Source organism: Nitrobacter hamburgensis X14 (assembly GCF_000013885.1).
GTDB classification, from domain to species: domain Bacteria; phylum Pseudomonadota; class Alphaproteobacteria; order Rhizobiales; family Xanthobacteraceae; genus Nitrobacter; species Nitrobacter hamburgensis.
This window is the reverse complement of the sequence record NC_007964.1, coordinates 1,870,248-1,889,485: the sequence shown is the minus strand read 5'-3', so window position 1 is coordinate 1,889,485 and position 19,238 is coordinate 1,870,248. Positions and strand designations below refer to the sequence as shown.

General features: G+C 62.1%; 19 protein-coding genes and 3 pseudogenes. 6 read left to right on the top strand and 16 right to left on the bottom strand.

Annotated elements, in window-relative coordinates; all coding sequences use genetic code 11:
- Positions 1-186: 186 nt before the first annotated feature.
- A pseudogene (locus tag NHAM_RS08640) lies at positions 187-531 on the bottom strand (transposase); the annotation flags it as partial.
- 64 nt (positions 532-595) lie between these two features.
- Here NHAM_RS08640 and NHAM_RS08635 point away from each other — a divergent pair.
- Positions 596-1,820 (top strand): annotated as a pseudogene (locus NHAM_RS08635) (IS256-like element ISNha9 family transposase).
- Between the two features lie 63 nt (positions 1,821-1,883).
- Here NHAM_RS08635 and NHAM_RS08630 read toward each other — a convergent pair.
- A pseudogene (locus tag NHAM_RS08630) lies at positions 1,884-2,627 on the bottom strand (IS5-like element ISNha7 family transposase); the annotation flags it as partial.
- Between the two features lie 89 nt (positions 2,628-2,716).
- Here NHAM_RS08630 and NHAM_RS08625 point away from each other — a divergent pair.
- Positions 2,717-3,316 carry a hypothetical protein gene (locus NHAM_RS08625; RefSeq protein WP_011510188.1) on the top strand — a complete coding sequence of 200 codons (600 nt, stop codon included), beginning with the start codon at positions 2,717-2,719 and terminating at the stop codon, positions 3,314-3,316.
- A 61-nt stretch (positions 3,317-3,377) separates the two neighbouring features.
- Here the strand turns inward: NHAM_RS08625 and pyrF are convergent, their stop codons facing one another.
- Positions 3,378-4,100: an orotidine-5'-phosphate decarboxylase gene (pyrF, locus tag NHAM_RS08620; RefSeq protein WP_011510187.1), complete on the bottom strand. Its 723-nt coding sequence runs from the start codon at positions 4,098-4,100 to the stop codon at positions 3,378-3,380.
- A 260-nt stretch (positions 4,101-4,360) separates the two neighbouring features.
- Between pyrF and NHAM_RS08615 the strand changes: the two genes are divergently transcribed.
- Together NHAM_RS08615 and NHAM_RS26565 are read left to right on the top strand one after the other, a co-directional pair.
- On the top strand, positions 4,361-5,104 hold the full coding sequence (locus tag NHAM_RS08615) for an SDR family NAD(P)-dependent oxidoreductase (RefSeq protein ID WP_011510186.1): 744 nt from the start codon (positions 4,361-4,363) through the stop codon (positions 5,102-5,104).
- Between the two features lie 125 nt (positions 5,105-5,229).
- Positions 5,230-5,397 (top strand): hypothetical protein, encoded by a 168-nt coding sequence (locus NHAM_RS26565; RefSeq protein ID WP_157043566.1) that lies wholly within the window; start codon positions 5,230-5,232, stop codon positions 5,395-5,397.
- A gap of 64 nt (positions 5,398-5,461) precedes the next feature.
- Here NHAM_RS26565 and der read toward each other — a convergent pair whose 3' ends face one another.
- The 5 genes from der to NHAM_RS08590 all read right to left on the bottom strand — a co-directional run bounded on the left by der (position 5,462) and on the right by NHAM_RS08590 (position 9,714).
- A complete protein-coding gene (gene der / locus NHAM_RS08610; protein WP_011510185.1) occupies positions 5,462-6,844 on the bottom strand; it encodes a ribosome biogenesis GTPase Der in 1,383 nt (460 codons plus the stop codon).
- A gap of 69 nt (positions 6,845-6,913) precedes the next feature.
- Entirely contained in the window at positions 6,914-7,453 is a 540-nt protein-coding gene (locus NHAM_RS08605; protein WP_011510184.1) for a hypothetical protein, read from the bottom strand.
- A gap of 40 nt (positions 7,454-7,493) precedes the next feature.
- Positions 7,494-8,147 (bottom strand): tetratricopeptide repeat protein, encoded by a 654-nt coding sequence (locus tag NHAM_RS08600; RefSeq protein ID WP_011510183.1) that lies wholly within the window; start codon positions 8,145-8,147, stop codon positions 7,494-7,496.
- A 153-nt stretch (positions 8,148-8,300) separates the two neighbouring features.
- Positions 8,301-9,128 (bottom strand): 3-methyl-2-oxobutanoate hydroxymethyltransferase, encoded by an 828-nt coding sequence (gene panB, locus NHAM_RS08595; protein WP_011510182.1) that lies wholly within the window; start codon positions 9,126-9,128, stop codon positions 8,301-8,303.
- 1 nt (position 9,129) lies between these two features.
- A complete protein-coding gene (locus tag NHAM_RS08590; RefSeq protein ID WP_011510181.1) occupies positions 9,130-9,714 on the bottom strand; it encodes an NnrU family protein in 585 nt (194 codons plus the stop codon).
- 185 nt (positions 9,715-9,899) lie between these two features.
- On the opposite strand from NHAM_RS08590, the gene NHAM_RS08585 reads away from it, so the two are divergent.
- Positions 9,900-10,190, top strand: a complete 291-nt coding sequence (locus NHAM_RS08585) for a hypothetical protein (RefSeq protein ID WP_245270034.1) — start codon at positions 9,900-9,902, stop codon at positions 10,188-10,190.
- A 53-nt stretch (positions 10,191-10,243) separates the two neighbouring features.
- Here NHAM_RS08585 and NHAM_RS08580 read toward each other — a convergent pair whose 3' ends face one another.
- Positions 10,244-11,863, bottom strand: coding sequence for a peptide chain release factor 3 (locus tag NHAM_RS08580; RefSeq protein WP_011510179.1), 1,620 nt, complete (start codon positions 11,861-11,863; stop codon positions 10,244-10,246).
- Positions 11,864-12,086: 223 nt separating this feature from the next.
- Here NHAM_RS08580 and sugE point away from each other — a divergent pair, with 223 nt between their 5' ends.
- Complete coding sequence (gene sugE / locus NHAM_RS08575) at positions 12,087-12,401, top strand: quaternary ammonium compound efflux SMR transporter SugE (RefSeq protein WP_011510178.1); 315 nt, start codon at positions 12,087-12,089, stop codon at positions 12,399-12,401.
- Here sugE and NHAM_RS08570 read toward each other — a convergent pair.
- The 7 genes from NHAM_RS08570 to NHAM_RS08540 all read right to left on the bottom strand — a co-directional run bounded on the left by NHAM_RS08570 (position 12,394) and on the right by NHAM_RS08540 (position 19,044).
- Positions 12,394-13,398, bottom strand: coding sequence for an inorganic phosphate transporter (locus NHAM_RS08570; protein ID WP_011510177.1), 1,005 nt, complete (start codon positions 13,396-13,398; stop codon positions 12,394-12,396). The genes sugE and NHAM_RS08570 overlap by 8 nt on opposite strands.
- Before the next feature lie 14 nt (positions 13,399-13,412).
- Positions 13,413-14,057: a DUF47 domain-containing protein gene (locus tag NHAM_RS08565; protein WP_041358889.1), complete on the bottom strand. Its 645-nt coding sequence runs from the start codon at positions 14,055-14,057 to the stop codon at positions 13,413-13,415.
- 155 nt (positions 14,058-14,212) lie between these two features.
- Complete coding sequence (locus NHAM_RS08560; RefSeq protein ID WP_011510175.1) at positions 14,213-15,184, bottom strand: branched-chain amino acid ABC transporter permease; 972 nt, start codon at positions 15,182-15,184, stop codon at positions 14,213-14,215.
- A 1-nt stretch (position 15,185) separates the two neighbouring features.
- The gene (locus NHAM_RS08555; protein ID WP_041358888.1) at positions 15,186-16,049 is read right to left on the bottom strand and encodes a branched-chain amino acid ABC transporter permease; all 864 of its coding nucleotides are present in this window, start codon (positions 16,047-16,049) and stop codon (positions 15,186-15,188) included.
- A 96-nt stretch (positions 16,050-16,145) separates the two neighbouring features.
- Complete coding sequence (locus NHAM_RS08550; RefSeq protein WP_011510173.1) at positions 16,146-17,375, bottom strand: ABC transporter substrate-binding protein; 1,230 nt, start codon at positions 17,373-17,375, stop codon at positions 16,146-16,148.
- A 165-nt stretch (positions 17,376-17,540) separates the two neighbouring features.
- Entirely contained in the window at positions 17,541-18,281 is a 741-nt protein-coding gene (locus NHAM_RS08545) for an ABC transporter ATP-binding protein (protein WP_086008346.1), read from the bottom strand.
- Positions 18,282-18,288: 7 nt separating this feature from the next.
- Positions 18,289-19,044, bottom strand: a complete 756-nt coding sequence (locus tag NHAM_RS08540) for an ABC transporter ATP-binding protein (RefSeq protein WP_011510171.1) — start codon at positions 19,042-19,044, stop codon at positions 18,289-18,291.
- Positions 19,045-19,238 lie beyond the last annotated feature (194 nt).

Below are 19,238 nucleotides of genomic sequence, written 5' to 3'. Positions count from 1 at the left end.
AATTGCTTGGTTAATTTGGGCGCGGGTAGGACTGGCGCTAGTCGGGAGCCTATGTGAGAAGGACACCTAGCAGGCTGTTGAAGAAGTTTCCCACGGAGACGGATATGGAATGGAGTCAGCGTGATCTGCGGGCGGCGCCACCATCAGGGTCCTGATCGAGCATCTTGACGGTGCACGACTTGTGTTTCACGCGGCGGCTGCCAGGAGTTTGGGCAAGCGGATCAGGTTGTAGGCCGCCAGCGCCAGGGTGAAGGTGGCGTTGACGCGGTCGCGGCCTCGCAGCTTGATCTTGGCAAGTCCGGCGGAGGCCTTGATCCAGCCGAACACCTCCTCGATGCGCTTGCGACAGCGTTGGCTGACGGCATATCCGGCATGACGGAGAGTCCTCTGGTCGATCGCGGTCTTGCGCGGCTTTCCGGTCTTGCTCAAATGCCCGTCGATGGCGATGTGCGGCGTGACCGAACGCCGTCTTAAGTCCTCGACGAATGCGGTGACGTCATAGGCCTTGTCGGCGCCCAGCGTGATCCGCCGCTCGCTGGACACTGTCAGGAATTTCGTGTGCGGGCGTGCATAATGGGTAAAAAGGATTCCCACTATGGCCCGACGCAAAGACCCTGCGATACCAAATGATCTTCTCGACCAGCTTCTGGCGGGAGGCGCAGCCAGTGCAGCCTTCGAACAGGGCGGCCTGCTGGATTCGCTCAAGAAGGCTCTGACCGAGCGCGCGCTAAACGCGGAGATGGACCATCATCTGGCGAGCGGCGAAGACGCTGGCAATACGCGTAACGGCTACGGCCGCAAGACCGTGACGACGGAGACCGGCAAGCTGGAGATCGACATACCGCGCGATCGCCAGTCGAGTTTCGATCCGCAGTTGATTGCCAAGTATCAGCGCCGTTTTCCCGGCTTCGACGACAAGATCGTGTCCATGTATGCGCGCGGCATGAGCACCCCGGGAGATCACCGGGCACCTGCGCGATCTGTACGGTATCGAGGTGTCGCCGGACCTGATCTCAACGGTGACGGACGCCGTTCTCGACGAAGTCGCCACCTGGCAGCAAAGACCACTCGATCCGGTTTATCCGCTGATCTTCTTCGATGCGATCCGGGTCAAGATCCGCGACGAAGGGATGGTCCGCAACAAGGCCATCCACATCGCGCTGGGGGTCCGCGCCGACGGCGCCAAGGAGGTGCTCGGCCTGTGGCTCGAGCAGAACGAAGGCGCCAAATTCTGGCTGCGGGTGATGAACGAGCTCAAGAACCGCGGCGTCGATGATATCCTGCTGGCCGTCGTTGATGGCCTGAAGGGCTTCCCCGATGCGATCACCGCTGTGTTCCCGGAGGCGGTCGTCCAGACGTGCATCGTCCACCTGCTGCGCAACTCCATGGACTTCGTGTCCTGGAAAGACCGCAAGGGGCTGGCGACAGCGCTCAAGGACATCTACCGCGCCGTCGATGCCGATGCTGCCGAAAAGGCGCTGGCGGCGTTCGAGGCCGGCCCCTGGGGCCAGCGCTACCCCGCCATCGGCCAGAGCTGGCGGCGCGCCTGGGGCGAGGTCATCCCGTTCTTTGCCTTCCCTGACGAGGTGCGTCGGATCGTCTACACAACAAACTCAATAGAAGCGCTGAACTCGAAACTCCGGCGGGCTGTCAGGGCCAGAGGCCACTTCCCCAGCGACGACGCGGCAACCAAGCTGCTCTATCTGATCTTGAACCGATCGGAGAAAGAGTGGAAAATGCCGCCTCGTGAGTGGACCATGGCCAAGGCCCAGTTCGCCGTCATCTTCGGCGAGCGCTTCATCAAAGCCATGGCGGCGTAATGTTCAACCGCTCGCCCGCACACGAAATTCCTGACAGTCCCGCTCGCTTTGGCCGCGGTGGCAGTCGATCAGCGCCAACGCCTGATCCCGCTCCGCCGTTCCGGTCGCCCGGCTCACGCCACCCAGCACCGCCAGTCCGTTGCGGTTCTCCATCAGGGCATGGCCGATGTAGCAAAGCTTCGCCGGCTGGCCGCCGCCCTTCTTATAGAGCCGTGCCTCGGGATCGGTCGTGCTCTGATGCGTCTCGTTGCAGCGCTTCTCGTTGTGGAAACTGCGCTCGGCGTTGCGTCCCGGTCCATCACTGTCCTGGTCACCGCCGTCCTTGCGCCGGAAGCTCTTGATCGATGCCCACGCCTCGATCAGCGTGCCGTCGACCGAAAAATGCTCGCTTGATAACAGCCGCTTGACCTGGTGCTGCCCCATCAGCGCGTTCAAGAACTTCGCGGCGATCTCACCTTCAAGCAATCGGTCGCGGTTCTTCGAGAAGGTCGAGTGGTCCCACACCGGGTCGTCCACGCCCAAGCCCACGAACCAGCGCAACAGCAGGTCGAACTCCAGCCGCTCCATCAACTGCCGTTCCGAGCGGATCCCGTAGAATGCCTGCAGCAGCATTGCCCGAAGCAGCTTCTCCGGTGCGATCGAGGGACGGCCGAACGCCGTGTAGAGCTTGTCAAAGTCCCTCGACAGATCATTCAACGCCGCGTTCGCGATCTGTCGGATCGTTCGCAGCGGATGGTCGGAGCGAATCCGAGCCTCCAAGTCCACATAGCTGAACAGCGAGCCTGACCGTTCGTCGCTTCCCCGCATCGCTCCCCCCTCGACGCATCCGCATCAAGAGAATCATGCCCAGAACCGCTGCGCCAGAGACTTCTTCAACAGCCTGCTAGGGGATCGAAATGCCTGATCTGATCAAGCTCTTGGAGCAATGGGGGGCTGTAACGACCGCACCCATTCCATTCGCAATCGCGGTTGCCATCGCGAGCGGATTAATTTGGCTCGCGATAGGCTGGTCCTATAGCAGCGTTCTCGCCGGTAAGAATGCGCAGATTGAATTACAGGATCGTCAACTCTCAGATTATCGCGAGAAGCTAAAAGGGGCGACTCCAGAAGAAGCGAAAGCCAAGATTGACTCACTTGAGCGCACGCTACGAATGACCGTGGGCCAAAGCTGGATTCCCCTCAGCAAATCCCAAATTGATGATCTCGCTTCAAAGCTGAAGCAAATTCAAAAAAGTCGTGCGCAAATCATGTATGAGAACGCACTCGGAAGGGAGCTTGCCCAGAGTATCTTCGACGCGTTCAAGCAGGCAGGATGGGATCAGGCGTGGCTAAGCACGGGTAGTGGCCTTGGCGACGGACTAGTGACAGGATGGAGTTCGCGTGCTGTAGCTGTGAAAGAGGCGTTAGAATCCACAGCAAAGCTTCCCGTAAGACCTATCGATACCGAAAAAGAAATACCTGATCTTTTAATCGTCGGTGTAGGCATCAACTCTTAGTTAAAAGTCATCCCTCCGACTTTTCCTTAATCTACTCCAGCGCATCGGCCACGGATCGACCTCAATCCGGGCGCAGCGCGTCCGCCATCTCCTGGATGATCGCTTGCGCGGCGGCTTTCGGATCGTCCGCCGCGTAAATGGGTCTGCCCAACACCAGATAATCGGCTCCCGCCCGTATGGCTTCAAACGGTGTGGCCACCCGCTTCTGATCGTGCCTGGCGCCGCCGCTCGGGCGGATACCGGGCGACACGATCATCAGCTTGTTGCTCGTCTGTTTTCGAAGCTCGGCGGCTTCCAGCGCCGACGCGACGACGCCGTCGACCCCAACCTCAAGCGCTTTCTTCGCGCGGGCAATGACAAGGTCTTCGACTTTGCCGTCGAAGCCCATCTCCTTGATGTCCTCGGCATCCATGCTCGTCAGCACGGTGACGCCGAGAATCTTCATGTCGGAGTTGCCGCGGCCGGCGACGGCGGCTTTCATGATGCTCGCGACGCCGTGCACGGTCAGGAACGTGATTTTCAATTCGGCTGCTTGTGCGACCGCGCGTTGAACGGTCTCTTCGATGTCGTAGTACTTGTAATCTAGGAAGACCCGCTTGCCCTCGACAATAAGCTCCTTGGCAAACTCGTTTCCGCCAACGAGCTGGAGACCCAGACCGACTTTGTAAAAAGAGACCTCGTCACCCAGCTTCCGAACAAGCTTCCTGGCGTCCTCAACCTCCCAAAAATCGAGAGCCACAATCAGCTTTTCACGAGCGCGGTCGAGATAATGCGAATCGGTCATGCCTCGCGCTGCCTCAGTGCTTGCCATAGGGATTTCCGGGACGTTATTGAGGGTCGACAAGACCGTCGGCACCGAATCCTTGAAATATCGGAGTTTAGGGCTGTGTTTTGCTACACGAAGCTGCTTCAGGCAAGGATATATGCCAGCAAACGCGGTGTCGTAACCGCCTGGCGGGTGGATTTGACATTCGCATCGCGATGCCCGCAGCAGGTGCGGTAGCGAATGTCAAATCCACCCACTAGTACAGAAGCACCCGTCTCATGACACAACCGCTCGCCTCCCGTATCGCGCTCGTCAGCGGCGCCTCGCGCGGCATCGGCTATGCCACCGCGCGGGCGCTCGCAAAAGCCGGCGCGCATGTGATCGCCGTGGCGCGCACGCAAGGAGGGCTCGAAGAGCTCGACGACGACATCCGCAAGGACGGCGGCAGCGCGACGCTGGTGCCGCTCAATCTCACCGACTTCGACGGCATCGCCCGGCTCGGCGCGGCCCTGAACGAGCGCCACGGCAAGCTCGATATTCTTGTCGGCAACGCCGGCATCGCCGGTCCGTCCTCGCCGCTCGGCCACATCGAGCTGAAGCCATGGCAGGACGTGATGGCGATCAACGTCACCGCGAATTTTCAACTGATCCGCTGCATGGAGCCGCTGCTGCGGCAATCCGACGCCGGACGCGCGGTGTTCGTCACGTCTGGCGCCGCCAGCAAGGCCAACGCCTATCGCGGTCCCTATGCGGCCTCGAAGGCCGCGCTGGATACGCTGGTGCGGTGCTGGGCAAACGAGACCGCCTCGACCCCGCTCCGCGTCAACCTGTTCGATCCGGGACCGATCCGAACCCGGATGCGCGCCGCCGTGTTTCCCGGCGAGGATCCCATGAGGCTGGACACGCCGGAACAGGTTGCGGAATTCATCGTGCCGATGTGCCTGCCGTCCTGGAACGAGACCGGCAAACTTTACGACTACAACAGCCGCAAGGTGATGAGCTTCCATCCGCCGTCGGCCTGATCCTTGCCTGGGCGGCGATTGGTAGTTCCCCCGCGCCGGCGCATTGAACCGTTTGGGGCGGCCGCCTCACAAATGACTGGAACGTCATGCGCGATGGATAGGTTCGGTCGGGTCAGGAGCTGTCGATGCAAGCCGTTGTCGAGCGCGTGATACGCGCCATTACCCTCAAGAACTCGCTGTCCAACGAAAAGGCCGGCGGCGCTCGCCGGACTCCGGCTGGACTGGCCGCCGACTTGTTGGAGAATTACAGGGCGCAGCTTCTGCAGCGTGCGCAGCCTCCTCGCAACCGCTGACCAACATTCCAAACTTGCGCGTATTCTGATCGCAAAACCGGTGTCCACTTTTGCGGAATACGCGCTATGATTTGCGCTTGCGCTTATGCGCGAACGGATTGGCCTTTTCGCGAAGCGTGATGCGGATCGGCGTTCCCGGCAGATCGAAAAAGCCGCGCAGGCTGTTGACCAGATAGCGCAGGTAGGATTCAGGAACCGCATCCGCCCGCGAACAGAACACGATGAAACTCGGCGGCCGCGCCTTGGCCTGGGTTACGTAGTTGAGTTTCAGCCGCCGCCCTGACACGGCCGGCGGCGGGTTGGCATCGACCGCCTGCTCGAACCAACGATTGAGCGCCGCGGTCGGCACGCGGCGGTTCCAGATCGCGTAAGCGTCCTGGATCGCCGTCATCAGCCGGTCGACTCCCTCGCCCATCAAGCCGGAGACAGCGACGATCGGCATGCCCTTGACCTGCGGCAGCAGATGATCAGCATCGGTCCGCAGCGCAGCGATGAGACTGGATTGCCGCCCCATCAAATCCCACTTGTTCACGGCGATCACCAGCGCGCGGCCCTCGCGCTCGATCAGGTCGGCGATGCGGAGGTCCTGCTCCTCGAACCTGTTCTGCGCATCCATCATCAGCACGACGACTTCGGCGAACCTGGCGGCGCGCAACGTATCCGCCACCGACAGCTTCTCAAGCTTCTCCTCGATCCGCGACCTGCGCCGCAACCCGGCGGTGTCGAAGATACGAAAATCGCGGCCCTGCCAGTTGAGTTCGACCGAAATGGAATCCCGCGTGGTCCCGGCTTCGGGACTGGTCAGCAGACGCTCTTCCCCAAGCAGATAATTGATCAGCGTCGATTTGCCGGCGTTGGGGCGCCCAACGATCGCCACGCGGATCGGCCGCTGCGAGATATCCTCGGACTCGATGATGTCGTCATCGTCGAATTCCTCGGCTTCTTCGGTGGGTTCCGGCATTACGCCGCGCAAGGCGTCGTAGAGATCGCTCATGCCCTCGCCGTGCTCGGCGGACACCCCGACGGGATCGCCGAGCCCCAGCGCGTAGGACTCCAGCGCGCCGGCTTCCCCGTGCCTGCCTTCGCTCTTGTTGGCGACCAGCACGACCGGCTTGTTGGCACGCCGCGCGAAATCGGCAAACGAGCGATCGGTCGGCGTCAGGCCCGCGCGCGCATCGAATACGAACATCAGGGCATCGGCGGCTGCAATCGCAGTCTCGGTCTGTTCCTGCATACGCGCCGTCAACGAGCCGCGTGGTCCCTCGTCGAGGCCGGCGGTGTCGATCACCGTGAAATCGAGATCGCCGAGCCGCGCCTGCCCTTCGCGGCGGTCGCGGGTCACGCCGGGCTTGTCATCGACCAGCGCCAGTTTCTGTCCGACCAGACGGTTGAACAGGGTCGACTTGCCGACATTGGGTCGGCCTATGATGGCAATGGTGAAGGACATCGGTGTTCCCTGCCCGGCAGGGGCGGCGTCTCAATACCAGCGTTTCGGCGGCGCCGATACCGCTCTGTGTCAGCGCGAGAAGCTGTCGCTAGGCAGCGGTGCCGGAAATGGCGATGCAGCGGGCTCGGACTGTTGCACCGGCTGCCGCTGCGGCGCGGCCTGCTGCTGCGGTGCTGGTTCTTCCTTGGGCAGCGAGGTGGCTCGCCGATGGACCAGCCGCTTCGGCTTGCGGGGCGGCGCAGCGGGGGCGCCATCCGCAGCACCGGTCTCGGCGCCGGCAGGCACGCCGGCCGTCCTCTCCGGTGTCCCCGACCGCCGCGCTTGCCCGGATTCATCCGACGGCGCAGCCGCAGCGGCCGCGGCCGCTTGCTCCTGCTGCTGTTGCTCGACGTTGCTCTTGTAGAGATCCTTCGGGACGCCCTGCTCTATGCCCGGAACACCATCCGGGAAAACCGGCTCGCGCTTGCCCGGCAGCTTCTTCTTGGTATCGAGGAAGTCGAGCATATCGGATGGATCCCAATTGCTCAGGCCGCCGCCGCTGCAACCGGCCAGCACGCCGCAGAACGAGATCAGAACAGCGGTGGCAATCAGGCGTTGCGAGCGGCGCATAAACGGTTCTCGTTCAAACTTGAGGTCAGCACATCCTGGCTCAGCTCTTCGCAACCGGCGGCAGCAAGGCTTGCAAGGCTTCGGCGCGGCTGCGCAGGCTGGACGGTGTCTGGCCGTCCTCGCCGATCATATCGAGCCATTTTCGCGCGGCCGTCGTATCGTTGGCGCGCCAGGCGGACAACGCCAGCAGTTCGCGCGCGGTGTGGCGGAAGGCCGCCTGGGGCGCGGTCGCCGGCTCCAGCCGCTGCAGCATGTTGTTGTAGGTCTCGGTATCCAGCAGCAATCCGGCGGCACGCACCCGCGCGAGATCGCGCTCCGCGCTGCCGAACCCGCTGTCGGCGGCGATCGCGTCATAGAGCTTGACCGCCTCCTTGGGGTCGCGCTTGACGGCTTCGGCGGCAGCGCGAAGGCGCGACAGGTTGCGATATCCGGGCGGCGCGGTCGCCGCCAGCTTCGTGAAGGCCGCTTCGGCTTCGGCATACTTGTTTTGATCGGCCAGCGTCGCCGCTGCCTCGAAGGCCGAACCGGCCTCGGCGGACTTCTGGGTCTGGAGGTACAGATATCCACGCCAGCCGCCAACAGCGGCAACGATCAGGATAGCGGCGGCGACGATCAGCCCCGAATAGCGGCTCCAAACCCTCTTGACCTGCTCGCGGCGCAACTCATCGTCAATTTCGCTAAAAAGCTCAGTCACTTAATGTTTCCCCGTCCCCGATTTTCCGCAAGCCCGCGACGCGACACCGCGCGCATCTCCTCCGATGGCGGCGGCGATACCCTAGCGATATGGCGCCGACAAGGCAAAACGAGCCCGATCAAGGTGCCAACCGCACAACAGCAGGCACGCGATCTAGCTGGCCTTCGGCTTCATCGCATAAACGTGTTCCGGGCCGGGAAAGGCGCGGCTACGCACATCGCGCGCATAGCCTTCGATCGCGGCCTCGATCATGGGGCCGAGTTCGCCATAGCGCCGGACGAATTTCGGCGCGCGCGGCGACAACCCGAGCATGTCCTCCAGCACCAACACCTGGCCGTCACAAGCGGGGCTGGCGCCGATGCCGATGGTCGGGATCGCCACGCTTTCCGTAATCTTGCGCGCCAAGGGCTCTGCGACCGCCTCGATCACCATCGAGAATGCGCCGGCCTCCGCCACGGCACGCGCATCGTCCTCGATCGGCCGCCACGTTCCCTCCTCGCGTCCCTGCGCGCGAAACGAGCCCAGCGTGTTGATGGATTGCGGCGTCAGGCCGACATGCCCCATCACGGGAACGCCGCGCGCGGTGAGAAACGCGATGGTCTCCGCCATCTTCACGCCGCCTTCGAGTTTCACCGCGCCACAGAGCGTCTCCTTGAGAATGCGTGCGGCGGAATGAAAAGCCTGCTCCTTCGAGGCCTCGTAGGAGCCGAACGGCATATCCACCACGACCAGCGCCTGTTGCGACCCGCGCATCACCGCGCGGCCCTGCAGGATCATCATGTCCAGCGTGACCGGCACCGTGGTCTCGAAACCGTGCATCACGTTGCCGAGGCTGTCGCCGACCAGAATGACGTCGCAATGGCGGTCGACCAGCGCCGCGGTATGGGCGTGATACGAGGTCAGCATCACGATCGGATCGCCGTTCTTGCGAGCGCGAATGTCGGGTGCTGTCCTGCGCCTGATCGCCGACTGGACCGACATGCTATGCTCCAAAGGCGGGAACGCCGACGACGTAAGGATGGAAGAGAAGGCCGAGCGCAAGATAGACGACGAAGCCGACGACAATCGCGATCACGTCGTTGCGAACCCCGCCAACCGGAATCTGCAACCCGCTGGGGTCGGTCCGGTGCTTGAGCGAGATGCGGTCGATCACCGCCCACGCCAGGATCGAGCCGAACAGAATGATCGAGCCAAGATCGCCGTTGGCGAGCAGATGCGCCGCCGCCCACAGCTTGACGCCTGCCAACATCGGATGCTTCAGCTTCGCATAGATGCGGCCACGGATATACGACGCCACCACCAGGATGATCGCGGGCAGTATCAGCGCTTCGGCGATGTGCTTCATCACCCGCGGCGGATACCAGACGTCGATCCAGCCGGTGGCGCGATAGGTCAGGAATCCCCAGACGATCAGCGCGACACCAGCCGCGGAAATCAGCGAAAACCCCATCTTGTATGGTCCTTCGCCATAGGACGAGATCAACCGCTTACGAAAATCGCGCCGTGTCGTGGCGAGGTGCACACCGAGGAACAGAACAAGGCCAGCAATCATCACCGATAGTCCCATCGTATCCTCCTTATGAGCACTGATCTCCGAGTATCATTTTTGAGGAGTTTCAGGCAACACGGCGCAAGAACAGAGGCAAACACGTTTTCGTCGCAACAACACCCAGCAATCACCTTGAACGACGGGGAACGCCAGCGCGTGATCGCAGTTGTCGCCGCTCCACCAACCAAATGGAGCTTATACATATGAACGTCAGACTTCTCGCCGCCGCCGCCGCTATCGCCGCTTTCGGAATTGCCGGTGCCCAGGCTCAAGCCCCGACATACGGTCATGAGCAGCAGAACGACAGCGTCCGTGGCAGCGCCGGAGCGTCCGGATCCGCGCATACCAAAAAGGTCCATCCGAAGGGATCGACGAACGGCACGGTCGGCGCCGCAACCGGGCGCCGCGGCGTCAATACCGAACCCTCCGGGTCCGCGAAAACGCCGCCGGCGGACATCAACGGCAACGCCCGCACGGGCGGCTCGATGCGCTAGCCGGCGCCTCTCGGAAAACGGCCGGTTGCGCACCGGCCGTTTTCGTTACGGGCTTATGATGTTTTCTTCACGTCCTTGACGCTGGAGAACGTGATGCCTTCGGCCCGTTCCTTCGTGTAACCGAGATAGAATTCGTTCTTGGCCAGGAACACCGGGTCGCCATCGACGTCGTCGGCGACACCGGAGCCGTTGGCGGCGATGAAGGTATCGAGCCTCTTGTGATCGTCGGAAGAAATCCAGCGCGCGAGCTGGAATTCGCTGGTCTCGAAATCCACCGGCAGCGAATACTCGGCAGCGAGACGTGCTTTCAGCACATCGAGTTGCAGCATACCGACGACGCCGACCAGCGCGGGCGCACCGTCGCGCGGACGGAAAACCTGCACGACGCCCTCCTCCGACATCTGCTGCAGGGCCTCCTTCAGCTTCTTCGCCTTCATCGCATCCGTCAGCCGCACGCGGCGCACGATCTCCGGCGCAAACGACGGCACGCCGACGAAGGTGACATCCTCGCCTTCGGTCAGGGTATCGCCGATCCGCAATGTGCCGTGATTGGGAATACCGACCACGTCGCCGGCGAACGCCTCGTCCGCAATCGCGCGATCCTGAGCAAAGAAAAATTGCGGCGACGACAGCGGCATCGGCTTGCCGGTGCGCACCAGCTTCGCCTTCATGCCGCGCGTCAGCTTGCCGGAACAGAGGCGGGCGAAAGCGATGCGATCGCGATGATTCGGATCCATGTTGGCCTGGATCTTGAACACGAACGCGGTCATGCGCGGCTCATCGGCCTCGACCTTGCGCAGGTTCGACTCCTGCGCGCGCGGCGGCGGCGCGAATTTTCCGAGCCCATCCAGCAAATCGCCGACACCGAAATTGCGCAGCGCCGAGCCGAAATACACCGGCGTCAGATGCCCCTCGCGAAACGCGTCAAGCTCGAACGGCTTGCAGGCTTCGGTCGCCAGCGCCAGTTCCTCCCTGATCTCGTCGACATTCAGATTGGCATTGCGCGCGGCGAGATCGGCGATGTCGATCTGTTCGGCCGCGCCGGTCTTGGCGCTGCCGCCCTCGAGCAGGCGGATGCCGCCGGTCGCGATGTCGTAAGTGCCGAGAAAATCGCGGCCGCGCCCGACCGGCCAGGTCATCGGGGTGGTATCGAGCGCCAGCGTCTTCTCGATCTCGTCGAGCAGATCAAAGGTGTCGCGGCTCTCCCGGTCCATCTTGTTGATGAAGGTGATGATGGGAATGTCGCGGAGACGGCAGACCTCGAACAGCTTTCGGGTGCGCGCCTCGATGCCCTTGGCCGCGTCGATCACCATGACCGCGGAATCCACGGCGGTCAGCGTCCGGTAGGTGTCCTCGGAAAAGTCCTCGTGGCCCGGTGTGTCCAGCAGATTGAAGACCCGATTCTCGAACTCGAAGGTCATCACCGAGGTGACCACCGAGATGCCGCGCTCGCGCTCGATCTTCATCCAGTCTGACCGGGTGTTGCGCCGCTCGCCCTTGGCCTTGACCTGCCCGGCGAGATTGATGGCGCCGCCGAACAGCAGCAGCTTTTCCGTCAGCGTGGTCTTGCCGGCGTCGGGATGCGAGATGATCGCGAAGGTGCGCCGGCGCGCGACTTCCGCCGCCAATGGCGAGCGCGAGGGCGATACAGTCTGCAATGCGAGGTCGGACATTAGCGAGCGTGTGGCAGGGAAAACCGGTCGAATCAAGGGGATTTGCAGGGTAAAGCGCGGTTGCGAACCAGCGTTTGCGGCCTCATATAACAACCGGGGGGACGACCTTCCATCAGGCTATTTGATTGAGCATGATCTTGACCGAAAACCGGGTCCCACTTTTCGGGATCATGCTCTAACATTCGCGGGGACGACCCTGCCCGTTTTTCAAGGAAGGTTCGTCATGGCTTGGTTCTTGCTGTTCGTCGCCGGATTGATGGAAGTCGGCTGGGCGATCGGCCTTAAATACACAGAAGGGTTTACGCGACTGGTACCGTCGGTGCTGACGCTGGCGGCCATGGCGGTCAGCCTGGGGATGCTCGGGCTGGCGCTCAAGACGCTGCCGATGGGCACCGCCTATGCGGTCTGGACCGGCATCGGCGCGGTGGGAACCGCGATCCTCGGCATCGTGCTGTTCGGCGATCCGGCGACAATGGCACGGCTCGGCTGCATCGGCCTCATCGTCGCCGGTATCGTCGGGCTGAAGCTCGTTACTTGATGAACGCCACCGCCCAATAAGCCAGCGCAGCGACAGTCGCCGATGCGGGAATGGTGATGACCCACGCATAGACGATCGAACTCGCAACGTTCCAGCGCACCGCCGACAACCGCCGCGCCGCGCCGACGCCGACGATGGCGCCGGTGATGGTGTGGGTGGTCGATACCGGGACGCCGAGAAACGTCGCCGTGAACAGTGTCGCCGCGCCGCCGGTCTCCGCGCAAAAGCCCTGCATCGGCGTCAGCTTGGTGATGCGAAGGCCCATCGTCCGCACGATCCGCCAGCCGCCCATCAGCGTCCCCAACGCCATCGCGGCCTGACATGCCAGCACCACCCAGAACGGAACCTCGAACTGATCGCCGAGATAACCTTGCGAAAACAACAGCACCGCGATGAGGCCCATGGTCTTCTGCGCGTCGTTGCCGCCGTGGCCCAGCGAGTAAAGCGACGCGGAAAAGAACTGCAGGATGCGGAATGCGCGATCGACCGCGAACGGCGTCGAGCGCACCGATAGCCACGAGACGATGGCGACCAGCACCAGAGCAAGCAGGAACCCGACCAGCGGCGACAATACGATCGCGAGCAACGTCTTCGACAGGCCGCTCCAGACCGCCGCCGAAAAGCCGGCCTTGGCGATGCCGCCACCGACCAGCCCGCCGATCAACGCGTGCGAGCTGCTCGACGGAATCCCGAGCGCCCAGGTGATCAGATTCCAGACCATGGCGCCGACCAGCGCAGCGAAGACCACCTGCGGGTCGATCACGTTGGGGTCAATGATTCCGGTGCCGATGGTATTGGCGACGTGCAGGCCGAACACCAGGAATGCGATGAAGTTGAAGAACGCCGCCCATAACACCGCGTATTGCGGTCGCAGCACCCGGGTCGAGACGATGGTCGCGATCGAATTCGCCGCGTCATGCAGCCCGTTCAGGAAATCGAACAGCAAGGCGACGGCGATCAGGCCGACCAGAACCGGAAGAGCAAGCGTGGCGTCCACAGCGCGGCCCTGCCCTATACCTGCTCGATGACGATGCTGCTGATCTCGTTGGCAACGTCGTCGAAGCGGTCGGCGACCTTCTCCAGGTGATCGTAGATCTCGACGCCGACAATGAAGTCCATCGCGTTGGCGCTACGGTGTTTCAGGAAAAGCTCCTTCAGGCCGATATCGTGCAGATCGTCGACACGGCCTTCCAGCTTGCCGAGCTCCTCGGTGATCGCCGTCAGCATCGCGACGTTGTTGCTGATCGACTGAAGCAGCGGCAGCGCGCGGCCGACCAGATTGGCGCATTCCACGATCAGCGTGCCCATCTCGCGCATTGGCGGCTCGAAGGTGCGCACCTCGAACAGCACCACGGCCTTCGCGGTCTGCTGCATCTGGTCGATGGCGTCGTCCATCGAGGTGATGAGGTTCTTGATGTCGACGCGGTCGAACGGAGTGATGAAGGTGCGGCGGACCGCGGTCAGCACTTCGCGCGTGATGCCGTCCGCATCGTTCTCGAGCTGGCTGACCCGCTGGCAGAACACCGGTGTTTGTTCACCGCCTTTCAGCACCTCCTGAAGCGCCTGCGCCCCCTGCACGATCGTCTGCGAATGGCGGGCGAACAGGTCGAAAAAGCGTTCCTCTTTCGGCAGAAAGGACCGGAACCAACGCAGCATCGCAGCATCCACATTGCAGAAAATGAACCGGGCCGCCAGTCCGGATCGCACGGGTGTCATAAACCATTTCCGGGAAAGGTGGACTATCGGCATCGCAACCGGCGGGATCATCCACCGGTTTGTGGGCCCCAAACGGCTCCGTCCGAACGATGGATTTACAGCGATCGCTTGAAATAATGAGCAATTTCGCCGACCACGCCGCGGCGGAAAGTCAGCACGCAGACGACGAAGATCGCGCCCTGGATCACCGTGACCCATTGCCCGAAACCGGCCAGGTACTGCTGCATGGCAATGATCGCGAAGGCGCCGACGACAGGCCCGAATACCGTGCCGAGACCGCCCACCAGCGTCATCAGCACGATTTCACCCGACATCGTCCAGTGCACGTCGGTCAGCGAGGCGTTCTGCGCCACGAGCACCTTGAGCGATCCGGCAAATCCGGCCAGCGTGCCCGACAGGATGTAGGCCAGAAGCTTGTACTGGTCGGTCTTGTAGCCCAACGAGATCGCGCGCTGCTCGTTTTCTCGGATCGATTTCAGCACCTCGCCGAACGGCGAGTTGATGGCACGGTAGATCACCAGGAAGCCGAACAGAAAGCCGCCCAGAACGACGTAGTAAAGCGTGTCGGGATGCGACAGGTCGAGGACGCCGAACATCTTGCCCTGAGGAACGCCCTGGATGCCGTCTTCGCCATGGGTGAACGGCGTTTGCAGATAGATGAAATAAAGGAGCTGCGCCAACGCCAGCGTAATCATCGCGAAATAGATGCCTTGCCGGCGAATGGCGACAACGCCGGTGACGACACTCAGCACGGCCGCAGCGACAACGCCTGCGACGATCCCGAGTTCGGGCGGCAAACCCCATACCTTCAGAGCGTGCGCGCTGACGTAGCCGGACGTCCCGAGAAACATCGCATGGCCGAACGACAACAGCCCGCCGTAGCCGAGCAACAGATTGAACGCGCAGGCGAGCAGCGCGAAGCAGAGCCCCTGCATCACGAAGAACGGATAGATCCCGGTCATCGGAACGATGGCCAGCAAGGCCGTCATGAGGATAAAGGCGATCATCTCGTCGCCGATGGCGCGGCCATTTGCGGTCCGAGCGGTACCGTCGGTCAATGCTGGCATGTCAGGTCGCCCGTCCCGTCAACCCCGTTGGCTTCACCAGCAGCACCAGCACCATGAGCACGAAAACCACGGAATTGGAGGCCTCGGGATAAAAATACTTCGTCAGTCCCTCGATGATGCCGAGCGCAAATCCCGTGATGATCGATCCCATGATCGATCCCATGCCGCCGATCACCACCACCGCGAACACCACGATGATCAGGTCCGCGCCCATCAGCGGCCGCACCTGATTGATCGGCGCCGACAGCACGCCGGCCAGCGCCGCGAGGCCGACGCCTAACCCGTAGGTCAGCGTGATCATACGCGGCACGTTGATGCCGAACGCGCGCACCAGTGTGGGATTTTCAGTCGCCGCGCGCAAATAGGCGCCGAGCCGGGTCCGCTCGATCAGGTACCAGGTGGCGATGCAGACCACCAGCGAGCATACGATCACCCAACCGCGGTAGACCGGCAGAAACATGAAGCCGAGATTGATGCCGCCCTGCAATTCGTCGGGAATGGCATAGGGCAGACCGGATGAACCGAAATAGTTCTGGAACACGCCCTGAATGATCAGCGCGAGACCGAAGGTCAACAGCAGTCCATACAGATGATCCAGCCCGGTCAGCCATTTCAGCATGGTCCGCTCCATGACCATGCCGAAGATGCCCACGAGAACCGGTGCAACGATCAGCGCCGGCCAGTAGCCGATCCCAAAGACGTTGAGCAGGAAATAGGCGCAGAACGCGCCCATCATATAGACCGCGCCATGCGCGAAATTGATGATGTTGAGCATGCCGAAGATCACGGCGAGGCCGAGACTGAGCAGCGCATAGAACGAGCCGTTGATCAGCCCGACCAGAAGCTGCGCGGAGAGGGCCTGCAGATTGATCGACATGATGCTCTCGGCTTCAACCGGTCTATAACAGAAACGAGTATGTAATGGTTCCCCGGCGGCTCAGCACCGCCGGGGACCGCAGCGTCAATGCTTGACCAGCGGGCACTTGCTTTCCGACAACGGCCGGAACGCATCATCTCCGGGCGTGGTGCCGACCAGCTTGTAGAGATCCCACTCGCCCTTCGATTCCGCAGGCGTCTTGACTTCGAACAGGTAGGCCGGATGAATCGCGCGACCGTCGATCCGGATCGTACCCTTGCCGAACAGCGGATCGTCGGTTGGTATCTCCTTCATCTTGGCCACCACCTTGGCGCCGTCATGCGGATTGCCGCCGAGGGCCTCCAGCGCCTTGAGGTAGTGCAGCAGGCCCGCATAGACGCCGGCATGAACCATCGTCGGCATCGCATGGGTTTTCAGACGTTCGCTGAAGCGCTTCGAGAAGGCCCGGGTCTGGTCGTTCATGTTCCAGTAGAACGTCTCGCTCAGGTTGAGGCCCTGCGCCACGTTCAGGCCGAGCGAGTGAACATCCGACAGAAACATCAGCAGGCCGGCTAGTTTCTGGCCGCCCTTGACGATGCCGAATTCCGCCGCCTGCTTGATCGAGTTCGTCGTATCCCCGCCGGCATTGGCGAGCCCGATCACCTTGGCCTTCGATGCCTGGGCCTGCAGCAGGTATGACGAGAAGTCGGCCGTGTTTAGCGGCACCCTGACGCTTCCCAGCACCTTGCCGCCGGCGGCCTTGACGACCGCAGCCGTATCGTTCTCGAGGGCATGACCGAAGGCGTAGTCCGCCGTGATGAAGAACCAGCTATCGCCGCCGGCCTTCACCATGGCGCTGCCGGTGCTGTGAGCCAGCATGTAGGTGTCGTAGGTGAAATGGACCGTATTCGGCGTGCACTGCGTGTCGGTCAACTCCGAAGAGCCGGCGCCGGAATCGAGCAGGATGCGGTTCTTCTCTTTGACGATGTTGTTGACGGCGAGCGCAACGCCGGAGTTCGGGACATCGGCGATAATGTCGACCTTGTCGGTATCGATCCATCGGCGCGCGATGCCGGTACCGATGTCGGGCTTGTTCTGGTGATCCGCCGAGATCACGTCGATTGTCCAGCCCTTGGCCTTCAGCCCGGAATCATCGACCGCCATCTGCGCCGCGACGACCGACCCCTCCCCGGCGAGGTCTGCATAAAGGCCGGAAAGATCGGTCAGCACGCCGATCTTGACGTTCTTGTCCTGTTTGTCCTGGGCCGTCGCGCCGACGGTCATGCCCAAGGTCAGCGCCGTGCCAACGAGTAGAGCCGCTAATCTGGTTCTCATTGTCTCCCACTCCGTTTTAGTCCCGCCGGGGACGCTGCCTGGAGCCTTTCACCGTTTCATGGAAATGGTGAAAGACTCCAGGTTCTTGACTTGACACGTTTTCTTCACGCGAACCGGATTCCATCCTCGGGTCAAGCCCGAGGACATGCTTCGCTCGAAAACGCTCTAAACACCGAGATAGCTATGAAGTTTGTCCATGTTGGCCTGTAACTCGGAATTGGCAAAGCCGTCGATGATCCTGCCGTGCTCGACGACGTAAAAGCGGTCGGCAAGGGTCGAGGCGAAGCGGAAATTCTGCTCTACCAGAAGGATCGTGAATCCTTCCGACTTCAGTCGTGCGATGGTACGGCCGATCTGCTGGATGATGACCGGGGCAAGGCCCTCGGTCGGCTCGTCGAGCATCAGGAAGCGCGCCCCCGTACGCAGGATGCGCGCAATCGCCAGCATCTGCTGCTCGCCGCCGGACAGCTTGGTGCCCTGGCTGCCCAGCCGTTCCTTCAGATTGGGAAACAGCGTGAATATCTGGTCCAGCGACAGGCCGCCGCTGCGGACCTGCGGCGGCAACATTAGGTTCTCGCGCACATCGAGGCTCGCGAAGATGCCCCGCTCTTCCGGGCAGAACCCAACGCCCAAACGCGCGATCTTGTCCGAGGAGGCGCGCGCGATGTCGTGATTGTCGAAACGGATCGTTCCGGTACGTTTGCCGATGATACCCATGATCGACTTCAGCGTCGTGGTTTTGCCGGCACCGTTGCGGCCGAGCAGTGTGACGACCTCTCCCGCCGCGACGTTGAAGCTGATGCCGTGAAGGATATGGGATTCGCCGTACCACGCTTCGAGATTGTCAACCGTGAGCAGGGCGCCGCCGGCCGGCCTTGCGGCACCGGCAACGCCCGATACGGTCATCGTCCCGTCAGCCATGACCGGCTCCCAGATAAGCTTCCCTGACGCGCTCGTCCTTGGTCAGGTCGGCATAATTGCCCTCGGCGAGCACCTTCCCGCGTGTCAGCACGGTGATGATATCAGACAGGCTGGCGACCACGCTTAGATTGTGCTCGACCATCAGGATCGTATATTTGGCCGAAATGCGCTTGATGAGCGCGGCGATCCTGTCGATGTCCTCGTGGCCCATGCCTGCCATCGGCTCGTCGAGCAGCATCATTTCCGGATCGAGCGCCAGCGTCGTCGCGATCTCCAGCGCGCGCTTGCGCCCGTATGGCATCTCGGTGGCCAGCGTTTTCGCAAATTCGCTCAATCCGACGTCGTCGAGCAATTCATGCGCCCGACCGTTGAAGCGATCGAGCACCGATTTGGAGCGCCAGAAATCGAAGGAATGGCCGTGCTGACGTTGCAGCGCGACCCTGACATTTTCAAGCGCCGTGAGATGCGGGAAGACCGCCGAAATCTGGAACGACCGCACCAGTCCGAGCCGCGCCACGTCGGCGGGAGCAAGCGCGGTAATGTCCCGCCCGTTGTAGACAATCCGACCCGCCGACGGCTTCAGGAACTTGGTCAGCAGGTTGAAGCAGGTGGTTTTTCCCGCCCCGTTGGGGCCGATCAATGCATGAATGCTGCCGCGGCGAACGCGTAGAGCAACGTCGCGCACGGCGACAAAACCAGCAAATTCCTTGGTCAATCCGTGGGTTTCAAGAATGAACTCATTCGCCACTCAAAATTCCCCCTCAGCTATCGCTCGGTGTCCCCTTCGCGGCTGAGACTAGTTACTGACGGACCCGTTCAGTGCGCTTGGACACCACCCGGACCCGGTCGCCTATGTCGGGAATATGCAGTCAATGGACGGGATCGCGCAAGGTGCAAAGTAGCACTCGGCGGGCGTCTTGAGTCCACATTCCATCAGCCATT